This window comes from Nonomuraea terrae, assembly GCF_044465245.1.
Classification (GTDB): domain Bacteria; phylum Actinomycetota; class Actinomycetes; order Streptosporangiales; family Streptosporangiaceae; genus Nonomuraea; species Nonomuraea terrae.
Window position 1 is genome coordinate 160,579 of the sequence record NZ_JBITLL010000003.1, and the last position, 16,264, is coordinate 176,842.

Consider the following 16,264-nt stretch of genomic DNA (forward strand, 5'->3'; position numbering starts at 1 on the left):
TCTGCAATCTTTTCGCTGGCGGCGCATTTCTCTAAGGGCGCATTACTCCCTCAGCGAATTTCCATCGACATGCAATCCCGAATATGAGAATGAACGCCCGGCCTACGGCCGCAGCCCGGCGCGCCGCATCAGCTCGCCCGCCGGCACCACCGTGGCCTCGGCCGCGCTCAGCCCGGTGGCGGCCAGGGCCCGGTCGACCAGGTGCAGCCCCACGGCGTACCCGGCCATGTCGGGGATGCCGCGCGGCTCCTGCCCGAAGTTTCGCATCGGGCCGTCCCCCAGCACGTACGCCGGCGTGTTGGCCATCCCCTCCAGGTCGAAGTCCGCCATGATCCGCGCATACGCCCGCTCGAACGCCTCTCCCCGCACCATCGACGACCACGGCCCCATGGCCTGCGGCCCCGACAGCTCCCGGACGAACGCCTCGGCCAGCCCCTCGGCCACGATGTGCTCGCCGACCGTCACCGTGGCCGGGTTCCACTCGACGGTCTGGTAGCGGACGTTGTGGTGGAGCTCGTGCACCGCCAGGTGCCCGATCCGGCCGATCACCTCGTCCGACGGCCAGGCCAGCAGGTAGAGCAGGCCCGGCAGGCCGCCCATGCCGTAGTAGCCGCCCGCGGTCGTCATCAGGTGCTCGTTGCCCGGGTCGCCGAGCACGAACATCACCTGCAGCCGCTCCGGCTGCGCCGCCCCGCTCAGCCGTGCGGAGGCGCGCTCCAGTTCGCGCCGCACCTGGCCGAGCACGTCGGACTCGATCATGCGCTGGACGGCGGCCGGATAGCGCGGGTCGTCGGCGTCGACCCGGAACCCGCCGCCCTGATGGTGCATGTGGAGGATGTCGCCGGGCATCGGGAGGACCTCGCTCATGGGAGCGAGCATCTCCCGCAGCGCGCCGGGCCGCTCGTCGAGAGGCCGGGCCAGCAGCGCGGCCGTCGCTGTCAGGGTGTCGTGAACGATGAGCTCCATGCCGCCCGACGCTAGAACCTCACGCTACGTCAGGCTCAAGCCGGCGTCACAGGTCCGATTCGCCGCCCGGCTCGTCACCCGGCGTCACAGGTCCGATTCGCCGCCCGGCTCGTCACCCGGCGTCACAGGTCCGATTCGCCGCCGCCCGGCTCGTCACCCGGCGTCCCCGGCGTGCCGGGCGCGCTCTGGCTCGGCGACTCCGACGGCGACGGCGACGGCTCCGGCTCGGGGGTCTCCGGAGTCGGCGGCGGCGTCGGCACGAACACCGTCGGCGGCAACTGCCGGGGCTGCGGCTCGCTGTCGCCGCGGCCGAGCACCATGAGCAGCAGGATCGCCACCACCAGGAGCAGCAGCAGGATCACCGCCAGCGCGGCCATCAGCACCCGCCTGCGCGTCTCGGTCAGCGGCGGCCGCCGCCGCACGCCCGGCAGCGCCGGCGCCCGGTCGGTCACCCAGAACGGCACGAAGTCCGGCCCGTGCGGCTCCCCGATGAACGTCCCGCCCACCATGACGGGCTCCAGGAACCGCTCGGCCCCCGGCCGGCCCGGCGCGTACGGCACCGCCACCCACGGCGCCCGCCCACCGTCGAAGGCCAGCACCTCGGGTGCGCCGTCGATCACCGCGCCGCGCCCCCGCGCCGGCCGCCCCAGCCAGCCGCGCACTCCCGACCGGTCGCGCCCACCCGCCTCCTTGACCGCGGCCAGGAACCGCTCGCGCGCCGCGGCGTCGAACGCGGCGCCGCGGGTGAGCACGGCAAGGGACACGGGCCGGCCGTCCTGGGCCTGGCCCAGGTAGACGAAACCGGCCGGCGCCGTCTGCAGGCGCGCCTGGACCACGAACGGCCCCAGCCGGGGAGGGTCGCCGTACTGCAGGGGACTTGCCACGTTTGCCATGAAAGCACAGACGTGGCGTCGTGCACGTTTGCGGCGCGTTTGGTGGAATGGCCTCTATGAGCGTCGCCGAAGAGTTGCCAGGCGGAAACGACGCGGCCCTGCTGCGTCAGAGTCTCGACGAGGTCCGGCGTGTCATCGTCGGCCAGGACCACATGGTCGAAAGGCTCATCGTGGCCCTGCTGGCGCGCGGGCACTGCCTGCTCGAAGGCGTGCCGGGCGTCGCCAAGACCCTCGCCGCCGCCACCCTGGCCACCGTCGTGGGCGGCACGTTCGCCCGGATCCAGTTCACACCCGACCTCGTGCCGAGCGACATCATCGGCACCCGCGTCTACCACCCGTCCAACGAGAAGTTCGACGTCGAGCTCGGCCCCGTGTTCGTCAACTTCCTGCTGGCCGACGAGATCAACCGCGCCCCGGCCAAGGTCCAGTCGGCGTTGCTGGAGGTGATGGCCGAGCGCCAGGTCACCCTGGCGGGCGTCACCCACCCGCTGCCCAAGCCGTTCATCGTGCTGGCCACCCAGAACCCCATCGAGTCCGAGGGCGTCTATCCGCTGCCCGAGGTGCAGCGCGACCGGTTCCTGTTCCGGGTGCGCGTGCGGCACCCGACCGCGCAGGAGGAGCTGCAGATCCTGCAGCGGATGAGCGTCACCCCGCCGGTCCCCGAGCGGGTGCTCGACCCGCAGCGGTTGCTGGCCCTGCAGCAGGCCGCCGAGGAGGTCTCGGTGCACCAGCTCGTCGCCGACTACGTGGTCCGCCTCGTCATGGCCACCCGCGCCCCCGCCGAGTACGGCCTGGCCGACCTGAGCGACACCATCGAGATCGGCGTCAGCCCGCGCGCCACCCTGGGACTGGTCTCGGCGGGGCGCGCCCTGGCGCTGCTGCGCGGCCGCGACTACCTGCTGCCCGACGACATCCGCGACGTCGCCGTGGACGTCATGGGCCACCGGCTCATGCTCACCTTCGACGCCCTGGCCGACGGCGTCGATCCCGAGCAGGTCGTCCGCCAGATCCTGCAGGCCGTGCCCCCGCCCCTCGTGGTCTGGAACCAGAACCGTTGACCATCAATGAGCTGACCACCACGGGCCGGCCGATGAACACCGCGGAGCAGGCGCTGCGGCGCCTGGAGCTCACCGTCACCCGCCGGCTGGACGGCCTGCTCCACGGCGCCCACCAGGGGCTGCTGCCCGGCGCGGGCACCGAGGCCGGCGACAGCAGGGTCTACGTGCCCGGCGAGGACGACGTGCGCCGCATGGACTGGGCGGTCACCGCCCGCACGACCATCCCGCACGTCCGCGACCTCGTCGCCGACCGCGAGCTGGAGACCTGGGCGCTCGTCGACCTGTCCCCCAGCATGGACTTCGGCACCGCCGACACCGACAAACGCGACCTGGTGGTGGCCGCCGTCGGCGCGATCGGCTTCCTGTCCAGCCGCCTCGGCGACAGGTTCGGCGCGTTCGTCATCCACGACGAGTACGTTCACCGTATGCCCGCACGCACCGGCCGCCCCGCGCTCTACGGGCTGCTGCACTCCCTCATGGACGCCCCGCGCGGCCGGATCGTGGACGACCCGCCCGACCTGGCCGAGGGCATCGAGATCCTGTCGGCCGCACGCAGGCGGCGGGGCATGCGGGTGGTCGTCTCCGACTTCCTCGACGCCCGCCCCGACCTCGACCCCGACACCGAACGCCCCTGGGAGCGCCCCATCAGGCGGCTGTCGGCCCGCCACCAGGTGCTGGCCATCGAGATCATCGACCCGCGCGAGCTCGAACTGCCGGACGTGGGCCGCGTCGCGTTCGCCGACCCCGAGACCGGGAACGTACGCGAAGTGCACCTTTCGCCCAAAGTGCGGCAAGCGTACGCGGAGGCCGCGGCCCTGCAGCGCGAGGGCACTCAACGGGCCCTGCGCAGGGCCGGCGTCGCGCACCTCGTCCTGCGCACCGACCGCGACTGGGTGTTCGACGTCGCGCAGTTCATCCTGCGCCAGCGCCGCATGAGCCACCTGTCCCCCAGGAGACCGACGTGACCGACGTGAGCAAGACGACGACCAGCCACGGGGCGGAGGCGACGCCGTGACGTTCCTCGCGCCCGGCTGGCTGTGGTTGTTCGTCCTGCTGCTGCTCCTGGTGGCCGGCTACATCATCGCGATGTTCGCCCGCCGCCGCTACACCGTGCGCTTCACCAACCTGGCCCTGCTCGACCTCGTCGCCCCCGCAGGGCCCGGCTGGCGCCGGCACGTGGCGCCCGGGTTGTTCCTCGTCATGATGGCGCTGCTGGTCATCGGCGCCGCCAAGCCCGCCGACCAGGTGCGCGTGCCGCGCGACCGCGCCACCATCATGATCGCCCTGGACGTGTCGCTGTCCATGGAGGCCGACGACGTCCAGCCCGACCGCATCAGCGCCGCCAAGGCCGCCGCGCAGGCGTTCGCCAAGGAACTGCCCGACCGGTTCAACGTGGGCGTGGTCTCCTTCGCCCGCTCGGCCAACGTGATCATCGCCCCCACCACCGACCACGAGGCCGTGGTCACCGCGATCGGCAACCTCAGCACCCGCCCCGGCACCGCGATCGGCGAGGCGGTCTTCAACGCGCTGGAGTCGGTCCGCTCGTTCGACCAGCAGGCCGCGACCGACCCGCCGCCGTCCGCGATCGTGCTGCTGTCCGACGGCGACAACACCTCCGGCCGCACGGTCACCGAGGCCATCGAGGCGGCCCAGCAGGCCCGCGTCCCCGTCTCCACCATCGCGTACGGCACCCAGGAGGGCACCGTCAACATCGACGGCCGCCCGGTGAACGTGCCGGTCAACAAGCAGACCCTGCAGTCGTTGTCCGACGGCACCAGCGGCCGGGCCTACACCGCCGAGTCCGGCAGCGAGCTGCGCGAGGTCTACGAGCAGATCGGCACCTCCCTCGGCTACCGGCTGGTCAGCCAGGAGATCACCCAGTGGTTCATCGTGGCCGCGATCATGGCGGGGCTGGTGGTGGCGGGCGCCGCGGTGCTCTTCGGTTCGCGGATCCCGTAACGTTTGGCGACGTGGCCCACTACTTCTCCGAGCAGCCGAAGACCGCGAGCAGGCCGGGCACGGTCGATCTGGTGCTGCCCGACCTGCATCTGCGGCTGGAGACCGACAGCGGCGTGTTCTCCCCCGAGCGCGTCGACGTCGGCACCCGCGCGCTGCTGGAGACCGTCCCGGCGCCGCCGCAGGAGGGCGACCTGCTCGACCTGGGCTGCGGCTACGGTCCCATCGCGCTGACGATGGCGTCGCGGGCGCCGGGGGCGACGGTGTGGGCCGTCGACGTGAACCGGCGGGCCCTGGAGCTGACCGAGCGGAACGCCCAGGCCGCCCGCCTTGACAAAGTAAGATCGGTACATGTCGATGAAGTGCCGGATGACGTGAAATTTCGGGCCATCTGGTCTAATCCTGCGATCCGTATCGGGAAGCAGGCCCTGCACGACATGCTCACCAGGTGGCTCACCCGGCTGACGCCCGACGGCGTGGCCTACCTGGTCGTCCAGAAACACCTCGGCTCCGACTCCCTGCAGCGCTGGCTCGGCGAGCAGGGCTGGCTGGCCTCCCGCGAGGCCAGCCGGGCCGCCTACCGCATCCTGAAGGTGACCCGATGAGAAGGCAGCTGCGCCCCACCGACGTCAAGCGGCTCAACCGCACCTGGCGCAGGAACACCGGCAACCGCCTCAGCCTGATCATCGAGTCGGTCACCGGCCCGTTCAACATCGGCTCGATCTTCCGCAGCGCCGCCGCGTTCGGCGTCGACCAGATCTGGCTGGCCGGCAACGCCACCCCGCCCACCAACCCCAAGGCGGGCAAGACCGCGCTCGGCACCGAGCGGCTGGTCACCTGGCACGAGCCGATGCCGGCCACCGAGGCCGTCAAGGCCGCCAGGGAGGACGGCTACGCGGTGCTGGCCATCGAGCTGACCGCCGAGGCCGTGCCGCTGCACCGGGCCGGCCTGGCGCGCGACGTGTGCCTGGTGGTCGGCAGCGAGGACCATGGCTGCTCCCCCGCCCTGCTCGACGCCGTCGACGGCGCCTGCTACATCCCGCAGGTCGGCCGGGTGGGCTCGTTCAACGTCGCCGTGGCGGCGGCCATCGCGCTGGCGGAGGCGCGGCGTCAGGAATGGCAGAATCTCCCCGATTCGTAACCTCACCGTTCACCCGGGAAGGGCATACTTCCTGTCGTGCCGATCCGCCGATTCGCCTTCCTCGACCATCCGGCTCCGCTGGCCTTCGCCCACCGCGGAGGGGCGCTGGAAGGAGCGGAGAACTCCATGGCCGCCTTCGAGCGGGCGGTCGAGCTCGGGTACGTCTATCTGGAGACCGACGCGCACGCCACCGCCGACGGCGTGCTGCTGGCCTTCCACGACCACACGCTCGACCGGGTGACCGACCGGCGCGGCCGCATCTCCGAGCTTCCCTACCGGGAGGTCAGGCACGCCCGCATCGGCGGGGTGCACGAGATCCCGCTGCTGGAGGACCTCCTCGGCACCTGGCCGGAGGCGCGCTTCAACATCGACGTCAAGGAGGCGGCCGCCATCGCGCCGCTGGCCGAGGCGGTGCGCCGCACCGACGCCTACGACCGCATCTGCCTGACCTCGTTCTCCGACGAGCGCCTGGCGCTGGCCAGGGCGGCGCTGGGCCGTGAGGTGTGCTCGGCGCTCGGGCCGCGCGGCGTCGCCGCGCTGCGCGCCGCCGCGACCACCTCCGGCTACGGCCGCCTGCTGGCAAGCCTGTCGCGCGCCGGGGTGCCCTGCGCGCAGGTGCCGATCGGCTTCCGCGGGCTGCGCGTCACCACGCGCGCCCTGGTCCGCACCGCCCACGCCATCGGCATGCAGGTGCACGTGTGGACCATCAACGACAGCGCGCGGATGGAGCGCCTGCTCGACCTCGGGGTCGACGGCATCATGACCGACGACCTCACCGGCCTGCGCGACGTGCTGCGACGGCGCGGCGTGTGGCATCCCGGCCGCCAGGTCGCCTGAGGGCACGACACCCTTCTCCGTAGACCCCCACCGGGCGGCCGCCTCCCCGGCCGCAGAGAGCGACACCAACGATGCCCGAACCCGCACCCCCAGCGGCTCTTGACGACTCACCCACGGCGCGCCGGCGCGAGCAGCGCGGCTGGTACGTCTACGACTGGGCCAACTCCGCCTTCTACACCACGGTCATCTCGGTCTTCCTGGGCCCGTACCTGATCCCGGTGGCCAAGACGGCGGCCTGCGCGCAGGACTTCCCGTCGGTGGCCTCCGCCACGTGCGTGGACACCTTCGACCAGCTGGCCGCCGCCAACCCCGGCCTCGGGTACGTCGACGTCTTCGGCGCCGACATCCGGCCGGCCGCGTTCTTCGGCCTGATCACGACGGTCGCGGTGTTCCTGCAGATCCTGTGGCTGCCCATCGTGGGGGCGCTGGCCGACCACACCGGCCGCAAGCGGGAGATGCTCGGCGGGTTCGCCTACCTCGGCGCGCTGGCCACGATGGGGCTGTTCTTCGTCGAGGGCGACCGCTACATGCTGGGCGGCGTGCTGTTCGTGCTGGCCAACCTGGCCTACGGCTCCTCGATCGTGGTGTACGACTCGTTCCTGCCGCAGATCTCCAGCGCGCAGGAGCGCGACGCGGTCTCCTCGCGCGGGTGGGCCATCGGCTACCTCGGCGGCGGCCTGCTGCTGGCGCTCAACCTCGTGCTGTTCCTGCAGCACGAGAGCCTCGGCCTGGACGAGGGCATGGCGGTGCGCATCTGCATGATGTCGGCGGGCCTGTGGTGGGCCACGTTCACGATCGTGCCGCTGCTGCGGCTGCGCAACCGGCCCGTGCCCCGGCACGAGACCACGGCGCTGGCCTCGGTCGGCGGCAGCTTCCGCCAGCTGTGGCGGACGCTGTCCGGGCTGCGCCGGTATCCGCTGACGCTGCTGTTCCTGGTGGCGTACCTGGTCTACAACGACGGCGTGCAGACGGTCATCGGCAACAGCGCGGCCTTCGCCTCCGAGGCGCTCAAGCTGGACCAGACCGTGCAGATCACCGCGATCCTCATGGTGCAGTTCGTCGCGTTCTTCGGCGCGCTGCTGCTCGGCCGGCTGGCCCGTACGTACGGCACCAAGCGGACGGTGCTGGCCAGCCTGGTGCTGTGGACGGTGATCGTGGCCATGGGCCTGTTCGTGGCCGAGGGGCAGGCGCTGCAGTTCTACCTGATGGCGTTCGCGATCGCGATCGTGCTGGGCGGCACGCAGGCGCTGTCGCGGTCGCTGTTCTCGCTGGTGATCCCGAAGGGGCGGGAGGCCGAGTACTTCAGCCTGCTGCAGATCAGCGACAAGGGGTCGGCGTTCATCGGCTCGCTGACGGTCACGATCGCGCTCCAGCTGACCAACAGCTACCGCATCGCCATCGTGTCGATGGTCATCTTCTTCGTCGTCGGTTTCGTGCTGCTGGCCCTGACGAACCTGCCCAAGGCCATCCGGGCGGCGGGCAACGAGGTGCCCGACCGCGTCTGACCGCGAGACGCCCTGCCGCCCAGAGTCGCCCGGAAGAACACGGTCACCGATCCATGGCGAGAGCACCGCTCTTGACAGGAGCGTGCGAACCGGAGAGCATTGCTCTCGTATTGGAGCGATGACCTCTTCAAGGAGCGCCGAATGGCCACCCGACCCGCACCCTTACTCACCGCCGCGGCCTTCGCCGTCGGCGGTGTGCTCTTCTTCCTCTATCCGGCGATCCGCCCCTCAGGCGACGACGCCATGGCGATGGCCTCCACCGGCTGGGTGGCCGGGCACGCCGCCGCCATGGCCGGGTTCGTGCTGCTCGGCCTGGCCGTGCTCGGGCTGCACCAGCTGCTCGGCGACCGCCTGTCGCTGCGGGCGGCGGCGGTGACCTGGGCGGGCGCGGGCCTGACGCTGCCGTACTACGGCGCCGAGGACTTCGGCCTGAACGTCATCGCCCAGCGCTCCCTGCGCGACGGCACGCCCGCGCTGATGGAGCTGGCCGAGCAGTTCAGGTACGGGCCCGTCGCGATGCCCATGTTCGCCGCCGGGCTGCTGCTGCTGGCCGCCGGGACCGTCATGGCGGCGGTCGCCGTGTGGCGCTCCGACGTGCTGCCGAAGTGGAGCGGGACGGCGCTCGCGGTGGCCTTCGTGCTGTTCGTCCCGCAGTTCTTCGGGCCGTACCCGCTGCGCGTGGCCCACGGCGCCCTCATCATGGTCGCCGGCCTCTGGATGGCGGCCGTCGTGGCCCGCTTCCGCGGATCGCCGGGCCCGTCGGCCGCGTAACCCCTGTACGGGCGGCCCATCAGTGATCTCGTGAAGAACCGAGGCCCGAAGCGAGATTGGATCACCTCACGGATGGGAATCCCATCACGGTACCAAGCGTTAACCACCGTGGGAGACAGACCCCCCACGCAAGGGGGCCCTGTAGGAGGCATTTAAACATGGGCGAGCGCGCGCTTCGTGGCACCCGGCTCGGGGCAACCAGCTACGAGAACGACCGTAACACGGATCTGGCCCCACGCCAGGAGGTGTCTTACACCTGTCCCAAGGGCCATCGCTTCGAGGTTCCGCTTGCCGCTGAGGCTGAGATCCCCGCGACGTGGGAGTGCCGCATGTGCGGCGCCACCGCGGTTCGCGTGGACGGCGAGCAGCCGGAGTCGAAGAAGACCAAGCCCCCGCGGACGCACTGGGACATGCTCCTGGAGCGGCGGTCCATCGAAGACCTCGAGGAGGTGCTCAACGAGCGGCTCGCAGTCCTGCGGGCCCAGCGTCGCAAGAGCGCCTGATTTCCTCTCACGGTGAAACCCCCGGGCAGCCCGCCCGGGGGTTCTGCTTTTCTCTCAGGCCTCTCAGCTGACCTCTCAGCTGACGAAGCTGACCTCTCAGCTGACCAGGGCCTGCGTCGCCGACTCCTTCAGCCGCGCGTTGGCCCACCGCACCTGGCGCAGCGTCTGCGGATGGCAGCGCTGGGCGAGCGCGAGCAGTTCGGCCTGCCGGGCGCCCTGCGCGGCCTGCGCCAGCAGCTCCCAGTCCAGCGACACCCCGGACGCCACCCTGTACAGGTGCCGCAGGTCGGCCAGCAGGAGCAGCGCGGGCTCGGGGCGGCGGCCCAGCCACTCCGCGGCTTTCTCCCGCAGCCGGTCCATCGGCCCGTGGTCGCCGGAGGGCGACGGGTCGAGGTCGAGCCCGTAGGCGCGGCCGATCTCGGCGAGGTCGCGTACGTGGTCGGCGCACCAGCGGGCGAGGTCGCGGGCGACGTGATACGTCTCGTGGTCGGCCTTGTGCCGCTCCGACATCCGCAGCAGCGCCTGCCGCAGCTCGTTCTCGGAGCGATGGAGTTCGCGCACCACCAGGTCGAGCTTCACGCCGCGCCTCCTTCCCGCACTCGGCCCGACACGCGGCCGGCTCCCGGTTCCTGTCCCGACTCCCCCGCCAGCGCCTGCGGGCCCCCGGTCGTGGCCGGCACGCCGGCGCCGGCGGGCCGGGCGGCCGCGGTCGTCGGCGCCGCGGACGGCCCGCCGGCGCCCGGCTCCACCAGCGTGACCCGGGCCGCGGCGGTCTTGAGGAGCGGCTGCTTGGAGACCGGGTCCCAGTCGGTGGCCGTCAGTTCGTTGGCCGCCCTGCCGGACCGCTCGTCCTCGGGCCGGTGCCCGCCGGGCCGGTCCCAGTAGCCGTAGTGGAAGGGCAGGAACACCACTCCGTCGCGCATGCCGGTCACCCGCAGCCGCGCCCGCACGGCGCCGCGCGACGTCGCCACCTCCACCAGGTCGCCCTCCGCGAGGCCGAGGCGGCGCGCGTCCGCGGGCGACAGCTCGGCCCACGGCTCCGGGGCCGCCCGCTGGAGCTGGGGCACGCGCGCGGTCTTCGTCCGGGTGTGGAAGTGGTAGACGGTGCGGCCGGTGATGAGCCAGAAGGGGTGCTCACCGCCGGGCTCCTCGTGGGCAGGCAGGTACTCGGCGGCCTTGATGATCGCCCTGCTGCCGGGGTTGAGCGCGCGGTACTCGGTGTCCGACAGGGGTGCGCCGGTGACGAGGTCGTGCCCGAAGTCCTCGCAGTCGCCGGGCGCGCTGCGGAACCGGCCGTCCGCGTACAGGCGCTCGGTGCCGCCCGGGTTCCGCGCGTCGCACGGCCACTGCACACCGCCGCCGCGGAGCAGTTCGTACGTCAGCCCGCTGTAGTCGCACGGCCGGCCCCGCGAGCACTCCTTCCACGCCTCGAACGCGCCCTCGGCGTCGTGCCACCTCACCAGCGGCGCGCCGTCCTTGTCCGTCAGCTCCAGGCGGCGGGCGAGATCGAGGAGGATGTCGAGGTCCGGACGGGCCTCGCCGGGCGGATCGACGGCCTTGTCCGACAGGTGGACCGTGCGGTCGGCGTTCGTCAGCGTGCCGGTCTTCTCGCCCCACGTCGCGGCGGGGAGCACCACGTCGGCCATGAGCGCGGTCTCCGACGGGAAGATGTCCTGGACGACGAGGAACAACCGCTCCTGCTCCAGGATCGACCGCACGCGGGCCAGCTCGGGCAGCGACACGGCCGGGTTGGTGCCGGTCACGTACAGGAACCGCAGCGAGCCCTCCTCGGCGTAGCGGAGCATCTGCATGACGTGCGTGGGCGGCGCGTAGTGCGGGATGACCATCGGGTCGACGTTCCAGACGCGGGCCAGGTCGCGTACGTGGTCGTCGTTCGACCAGTTCCTGAAGCCCGGCAGGTCGCCGTCGGCGCCGCACTCGCGGGTGTTCTGGGCGGTCGGCTGGCCGTTCATCTGCAGCACCCCGCAGCCGGGACGGCCGAGCATGCCGCGTACGAGGTGGATGTTGTTGACCTGGACGGCGGCGGCCGTGGCCTGGTGGGACTGGTAGAAGCCCTGCAGGACGGTGGACAGCAGCCGGTCGGCGGTGCCGATGAGCCGGGCGGCCTCCCGCAGGTCGTCCACCGGCACGTCGCAGAGGCGGGCGGCCTCCTCGGCCGGGAAGTCGCGCACCCGCTCGCGCAGTTCCTCGAAGCCGACCGGGTGCTCGCGGATGTAGCGCTCGTCGATCCAGCCGTTGGCGATGATCTCGTGCAGCAGGCCGTTCATCAGAGGCACGTTGGTGCCGGGCCGGTTGGCCAGGTGCACCGCCGCCGCGCGGGCCACGGCGGTCTCACGGGGGTCCACGCAGACGAGCCTGGGCGGGTTCGGGCCCGCGAGCCGGTCGAGGACCCGGCTCCACAGCACGCTCTGGGTCTCGGCCATGTTGTGGCCGTACAGGGCGATGACGTCGGCGTGGTCGACGTCGGTGTACGAGCCGGGCTGCCCGTCACAGCCGAAGGACTCCTTCAGCGCGGCCGCCGCCGTGGCCGTGCACAACCGGGTGTTGCCGTCGACGTGGTTGGTGCCGATGCCGCCGTGGGCGATGAGGGCCAGCGTGTAGTACTCCTCCAGGAACAGCTGGCCGGTGGTGTAGAAGCCGATGGCGCTGGGCCCCTGCTCGGCCAGGAGTTCCCTGGCGCGGCCGGCCACACGGTCCATCGCGGTGTCCCAGTCCGTCTCTACCAGGCGGCCGTGCTCGCGGACCAGCGGGCGGCGCAACCGGTCGGGGGACTGACCGGCCTGCCACCCGTACAGATCCTTCGGGCCGAGACGGCCGCGGTTGACACGGTCCCCGGCGCGCCCGCGGACCCCGGCGATGCGGCCGTCCTTGACGGCGATGTCGAGAGCGTCGCCGTTGCTGTGCAGGATGGTCGCGCTCGGCACCCAGCGATCCACGTCATGCTCGGCGAGCCCCGGTTCGAGGAAGGAGTCGACGCGCACCGGCCAGGTCTCGCCCGGCCCGTACGGCGTCCGCGTCCCCCAAGGCTCGGCGATCCTGTCGATCTGTGGCATGCGTCCTCCCGGGAGTCGTAGATCCCGGATCGCATGCCCGCGGACACCGGCCCCATACGTACACGGGGCGCGAGAAACCGGAGGAAAGACGTCAGGAGTCGCGGTCCTCGCGGATCACTTCACCGTGCACCACGCGCCCGCCCTGCGGCGCGCCCGCGTCCGGGGAGCCGGTGGACGGCGGAAAGCCCGCGGACGGCGGGAACATCCCGGCGTACGGGGAGGCGGCCGCCATGCGCTTGACGCGGCGCTGGAAGAACCACGCGCCCAGGCGGCGCATCGTCGGCCGGGTGAACGGCAGCACGCACAGGAACCCGAAGATGTCGGTGAAGAAGCCCGGCGTCAGCAGCAGCGCGCCGCCCACCAGCACGAGCCCGCCGTCGGCCAGCTCGCGGTCGGGCATGCGCCCGGTCTGCAGCGCGCTCTGCAGGGCGCGCCAGGCCCTGCGGCCCTCGCGCCGCACGATCCAGGCGCCCAGGAGGCTGTCGGCGATGAGCAGGGCGACGGTGAGCGGCCCGCCGATCACCGAGCCGATCTGGATGAGCAGCCAGACCTCCAGGACGGGGACGACCAGGAAGGCCAGGAAGAGCAGCAGCCGCATCATTTCCTCGTTTCCGCACGCGCGTGTCATGGAGAACAACGCGCGGACGCCCCGATGCGTTCCGGCGGCGAGGCCGTCGGTCAGTGGCGGTTGGCGCCTTTGATACGCCCGGGCAGGCCGGTGACGCCCCACAGGCCGATCCGCCACAACGCCTCGGACATGACCTTGCCGCTCATCTTGCTCTTGCCGACCGTCCGCTCCACGAAAGTGATCGGCACCTCCACCACCCGCAGCCCGTGACGGGACGTCCGCAGCGTGAGGTCGACCTGGAAGCAGTAGCCCTGCGACTCGACCCCGGCCAGGCCGACCTTCTCCAGGGTGGCGGCGCGGTAGGCGCGGAAGCCGGCGGTCGCGTCGCGCACCGGCAGGCCGAGCATGACGCGGGTGTAGATGTTGGCGCCCTTGGACAGCAGCTCGCGCCGCTGCGGCCAGTTGACGACCCGGCCGCCGGGCACGTAGCGGGAGCCGATCGCCAGGTCGGCGCCCTCCGCCACCGCCTGCAGCAGCTTGGGCAGCTCCTCGGGCTGGTGGGAGCCGTCGGCGTCCATCTCCACCAGCACGTCGAAGCCCTCGCCGAGGCCCCAGCGGAAGCCGGCGATGTAGGCGGCGCCGAGCCCCTGCTTGCCGGGCCGGTGCAGGACGTGCACCTGGTCGTCGTCGCCGGCGAGCCGGTCGGCCACCTCGCCGGTGCCGTCGGGGCTGTTGTCGTCGGCGATCAGCACGTGGGCGTCGGGCACCGCGGCCCGCACCCGCTCGACGATCGCCGGCAGATTGTCACGCTCGTTGTAGGTGGGCACGACGACGAGCACCCGGCCGAGAGTCTCCATCATCCGTCGTTCCTCATATCCGGTCGCCTCGCCGCCTGCCACGCCACACGGCGGCTCCCACCGCCGCCGCTCCCATCACCATCAATGCCCATTCGGGAAGGGCGCCCACCTTCGTGGCGATCGTTTCCTTCGTGCGCACCGGAACCGTCACCACGTTCATGTCCGCGACCAGCTCCTCGGTCTGCCAGGAGACCTTACCGTCAGGCGTGACGTACGCCGAGATCCCCGTCGTGGCGGCGGTCACCACGGCCCGGTTGTGCTCGACGGCGCGCAGTTTCGACATGGCCAGCTGCTGGGACGGCAGGTTGGACAGCGCGTAGCTGGCGTTGTTGGTCTGCACCACCAGCGGGGTGCCGCCGGCGCGCACGGTGCCGCGCACGGTGTCGTCGTAGGCGACCTCGTAGCAGTTGACCGCGCCGATCGTGACCGGGCCCAGCTTCAGGTCGCCCGGCCGGTTCCCCGGCACCGACTGCCGGCCCACCAGGTTGGCCCGCTCCGACAGCGCCAGCACGATGTCCTTGAACGGGGTGTACTCCCCGAACGGCACGAGGTGCTGCTTGTCGTAGTAGGCGCCCGGCCCGGTCACCGGGTCCCACACCAGGCTGCGGGTGGCGCGGTTCTCCTCGCCGATCGCCACGACGGCGCCGACGAGCGTGGGCACGCCGACGTCGCTCACGGAGTCCTGGATGATGGCGCGGGCGACCGGGTCGCGGTAGGGGTCGATGTCGGTGGAGTTCTCCGGCAGCACGACCAGGTCGGGCTTGGGCAGCCTGCCCTCGCGTACGGCCTGGGCCAGGCGCTTGGTCTCGTTGGCGTGGTTCTTCAGCACGACGGCCGGCTCGTCGCCGAGCGCGTACATGCCGCGGCCGGGGACGTTGCCCTGCACGATGCCGATGTTGACGCTGCGGCCCTCGTCGCCGTGTCTGGGGACGGCGAGCCCCAGCACGGGCACGGCCAGGGCGAGCGCCAGCGGCACGGCCCTGCGCACGGCCCGGCCCCGGGACAGAACGGCCATGGCCAGCAGCCCGCCGCTCAGGGCGACGGCGAACGACACCAGCGGCACGCCGCCGAGCGCGGCGTACGGGGTGAACATCGACTCGCCCTGGCTGAAGGCCGCCCGCGCCCACGGGAAGCCGCCGATCGGCACGAGACTCCTGGCCCACTCCATGGCGACCCACAGGCAGCCGAACCACAGGGGCCAGGCCCGCAGCCGGAACACGAGCGCGGCCAGGGACGCCATGGCGGCGTAGAAGACGCTCTCGATGCCGACCAGCATGAACCAGACGTCGTCACCGATCGAGCGCACCCACGCGAGGGTGGGGAAGAGGAAGACGGCGGCGGCCAAGTAGCCGAGCCAGGCGGCCCGCTTCGGGCGGGTGCCGTACAGGCAGGCCGCGATGAGGCCGATGCCGAGCGGGGCGCACGGCCACCAGTCGAGCGGCGGGAAGGCGGTGAAGAGCGCCAGCCCTCCGGCGACGGCCGCCGCGATCCTGCCGGGCAGCACCCACCGCGACTCGCGCTCCCCCGCGCCGGCCGAGGTACCGCCCTGGCCGGTGTCGCGGGACACGGGAGACGGCGCGTCGTCCTGGGCGCCGGCCGGGGGTGCGGGAGTGTCGCCCGCCGGGTCCGGCCCGGCCGCGGGGGGAAGGCTCGTGCTGTCCTGAACCACTCCGGGGTCTCCTCGCCACTTCGCAAAGCCTGCTTGCGAAAACGCTACCGCCCCGCGGCGGCGCTCAGGTCGGCGCCCGCGCCGGATGATCGGACGGGAACAGGCGGCAGGGTGATCCCGCTGCTGACGGGACCACCCGGCGCACAGGCGGGTCCTGCGCACGAGAACGGGAAGAGGGCCCGGAAACCCTTCGGACCGGACCCGTCTCGTCGGCGGCGAGCGCGGAATTCCGTTGTCTACTGGGCTCCCGGGCCCGTCCCGGGTCCAACCCCCCGCCCGGTTGGGGTGCCCCGACTCGACGGACCGACGGCCCTGCACCTGGCTGTGTGGACGAAGTCACGCTCCGTCACGGACGCAGGATCCGGCGATGTCAGAGACGGCCAACCGGCCAAGTCCCGTGCTGGACTGCGCAGCAAACTACCGACTCCACCTCAGATGTCAACCGTGTCCCGATCAGCAGAAACAT

General features: G+C 72.0%; 16 protein-coding genes. 9 read left to right on the plus strand and 7 right to left on the minus strand.

What is annotated here, in order from left to right; all coding sequences use genetic code 11:
* Positions 1–102: 102 nt before the first annotated feature.
* A complete protein-coding gene (locus ACIBP6_RS13220) occupies positions 103–966 on the minus strand; it encodes a DUF2268 domain-containing protein (RefSeq protein WP_397051801.1) in 864 nt (287 codons plus the stop codon).
* A gap of 122 nt (positions 967–1,088) precedes the next feature.
* Positions 1,089–1,859 (minus strand): hypothetical protein, encoded by a 771-nt coding sequence (locus ACIBP6_RS13225; RefSeq protein ID WP_397051803.1) that lies wholly within the window; start codon positions 1,857–1,859, stop codon positions 1,089–1,091.
* A gap of 56 nt (positions 1,860–1,915) precedes the next feature.
* On the opposite strand from ACIBP6_RS13225, the gene ACIBP6_RS13230 reads away from it, so the two are divergent.
* The 9 genes from ACIBP6_RS13230 to ACIBP6_RS13270 all read left to right on the plus strand — a co-directional run bounded on the left by ACIBP6_RS13230 (position 1,916) and on the right by ACIBP6_RS13270 (position 9,630).
* Positions 1,916–2,917 carry an AAA family ATPase gene (locus tag ACIBP6_RS13230; protein ID WP_397051805.1) on the plus strand — a complete coding sequence of 334 codons (1,002 nt, stop codon included), beginning with the start codon at positions 1,916–1,918 and terminating at the stop codon, positions 2,915–2,917.
* A 32-nt stretch (positions 2,918–2,949) separates the two neighbouring features.
* Positions 2,950–3,882, plus strand: coding sequence for a DUF58 domain-containing protein (locus ACIBP6_RS13235; protein WP_397053381.1), 933 nt, complete (start codon positions 2,950–2,952; stop codon positions 3,880–3,882).
* Between the two features lie 46 nt (positions 3,883–3,928).
* Entirely contained in the window at positions 3,929–4,876 is a 948-nt protein-coding gene (locus ACIBP6_RS13240; RefSeq protein WP_397051807.1) for a VWA domain-containing protein, read from the plus strand.
* Positions 4,877–4,887: 11 nt separating this feature from the next.
* Positions 4,888–5,478: a class I SAM-dependent methyltransferase gene (locus ACIBP6_RS13245; RefSeq protein ID WP_397051809.1), complete on the plus strand. Its 591-nt coding sequence runs from the start codon at positions 4,888–4,890 to the stop codon at positions 5,476–5,478.
* Complete coding sequence (locus tag ACIBP6_RS13250; protein WP_397051811.1) at positions 5,475–6,014, plus strand: TrmH family RNA methyltransferase; 540 nt, start codon at positions 5,475–5,477, stop codon at positions 6,012–6,014. The genes ACIBP6_RS13245 and ACIBP6_RS13250 overlap by 4 nt, the downstream gene beginning before the upstream one ends.
* A 36-nt stretch (positions 6,015–6,050) precedes the next feature.
* On the plus strand, positions 6,051–6,851 hold the full coding sequence (locus tag ACIBP6_RS13255; protein WP_397051812.1) for a glycerophosphodiester phosphodiesterase family protein: 801 nt from the start codon (positions 6,051–6,053) through the stop codon (positions 6,849–6,851).
* A 71-nt stretch (positions 6,852–6,922) separates the two neighbouring features.
* A complete protein-coding gene (locus tag ACIBP6_RS13260) occupies positions 6,923–8,356 on the plus strand; it encodes an MFS transporter (protein WP_397051814.1) in 1,434 nt (477 codons plus the stop codon).
* Positions 8,357–8,497: 141 nt separating this feature from the next.
* Positions 8,498–9,127 carry a hypothetical protein gene (locus ACIBP6_RS13265; RefSeq protein ID WP_397051816.1) on the plus strand — a complete coding sequence of 210 codons (630 nt, stop codon included), beginning with the start codon at positions 8,498–8,500 and terminating at the stop codon, positions 9,125–9,127.
* Between the two features lie 158 nt (positions 9,128–9,285).
* Complete coding sequence (locus ACIBP6_RS13270; RefSeq protein ID WP_043625492.1) at positions 9,286–9,630, plus strand: RNA polymerase-binding protein RbpA; 345 nt, start codon at positions 9,286–9,288, stop codon at positions 9,628–9,630.
* Positions 9,631–9,726: 96 nt separating this feature from the next.
* On the opposite strand, the gene ACIBP6_RS13275 is transcribed toward ACIBP6_RS13270, so the two are convergent.
* The 5 genes from ACIBP6_RS13275 to lnt form a co-directional block, all read right to left on the minus strand.
* Complete coding sequence (locus tag ACIBP6_RS13275; RefSeq protein ID WP_397051818.1) at positions 9,727–10,209, minus strand: hypothetical protein; 483 nt, start codon at positions 10,207–10,209, stop codon at positions 9,727–9,729.
* On the minus strand, positions 10,206–12,704 hold the full coding sequence (locus ACIBP6_RS13280) for a molybdopterin oxidoreductase family protein (RefSeq protein ID WP_397051820.1): 2,499 nt from the start codon (positions 12,702–12,704) through the stop codon (positions 10,206–10,208). Before ACIBP6_RS13280 ends, ACIBP6_RS13275 begins: the two co-directional genes overlap by 4 nt.
* Before the next feature lie 91 nt (positions 12,705–12,795).
* A complete protein-coding gene (locus ACIBP6_RS13285; protein ID WP_397051822.1) occupies positions 12,796–13,302 on the minus strand; it encodes an FxsA family protein in 507 nt (168 codons plus the stop codon).
* 80 nt (positions 13,303–13,382) lie between these two features.
* Complete coding sequence (locus ACIBP6_RS13290; protein WP_397051824.1) at positions 13,383–14,132, minus strand: polyprenol monophosphomannose synthase; 750 nt, start codon at positions 14,130–14,132, stop codon at positions 13,383–13,385.
* 10 nt (positions 14,133–14,142) lie between these two features.
* Positions 14,143–15,798 carry an apolipoprotein N-acyltransferase gene (gene lnt, locus ACIBP6_RS13295; protein WP_397051826.1) on the minus strand — a complete coding sequence of 552 codons (1,656 nt, stop codon included), beginning with the start codon at positions 15,796–15,798 and terminating at the stop codon, positions 14,143–14,145.
* Between the last annotated feature and the right edge of the window lie 466 nt (positions 15,799–16,264).

Excerpts from the sequence above, each read along its gene's own strand:
- ACIBP6_RS13220 (WP_397051801.1), bottom strand. The coding sequence starts at position 966 with ATGGAGCTCATCGTTCACGACACCCTGACAGCGACGGCCGCGCTGCTG.
- ACIBP6_RS13225 (WP_397051803.1), bottom strand. The coding sequence starts at position 1,859 with ATGGCAAACGTGGCAAGTCCCCTGCAGTACGGCGACCCTCCCCGGCTG.
- ACIBP6_RS13230 (WP_397051805.1), top strand. The coding sequence starts at position 1,916 with ATGAGCGTCGCCGAAGAGTTGCCAGGCGGAAACGACGCGGCCCTGCTG.
- ACIBP6_RS13235 (WP_397053381.1), top strand. The coding sequence starts at position 2,950 with ATGAACACCGCGGAGCAGGCGCTGCGGCGCCTGGAGCTCACCGTCACC.
- ACIBP6_RS13250 (WP_397051811.1), top strand. The coding sequence starts at position 5,475 with ATGAGAAGGCAGCTGCGCCCCACCGACGTCAAGCGGCTCAACCGCACC.
- ACIBP6_RS13260 (WP_397051814.1), top strand. The coding sequence starts at position 6,923 with ATGCCCGAACCCGCACCCCCAGCGGCTCTTGACGACTCACCCACGGCG.
- ACIBP6_RS13265 (WP_397051816.1), top strand. The coding sequence starts at position 8,498 with ATGGCCACCCGACCCGCACCCTTACTCACCGCCGCGGCCTTCGCCGTC.
- ACIBP6_RS13270 (WP_043625492.1), top strand. The coding sequence starts at position 9,286 with ATGGGCGAGCGCGCGCTTCGTGGCACCCGGCTCGGGGCAACCAGCTAC.
- ACIBP6_RS13280 (WP_397051820.1), bottom strand. The coding sequence starts at position 12,704 with ATGCCACAGATCGACAGGATCGCCGAGCCTTGGGGGACGCGGACGCCG.
- ACIBP6_RS13285 (WP_397051822.1), bottom strand. The coding sequence starts at position 13,302 with ATGCGGCTGCTGCTCTTCCTGGCCTTCCTGGTCGTCCCCGTCCTGGAG.
- ACIBP6_RS13290 (WP_397051824.1), bottom strand. The coding sequence starts at position 14,132 with ATGATGGAGACTCTCGGCCGGGTGCTCGTCGTCGTGCCCACCTACAAC.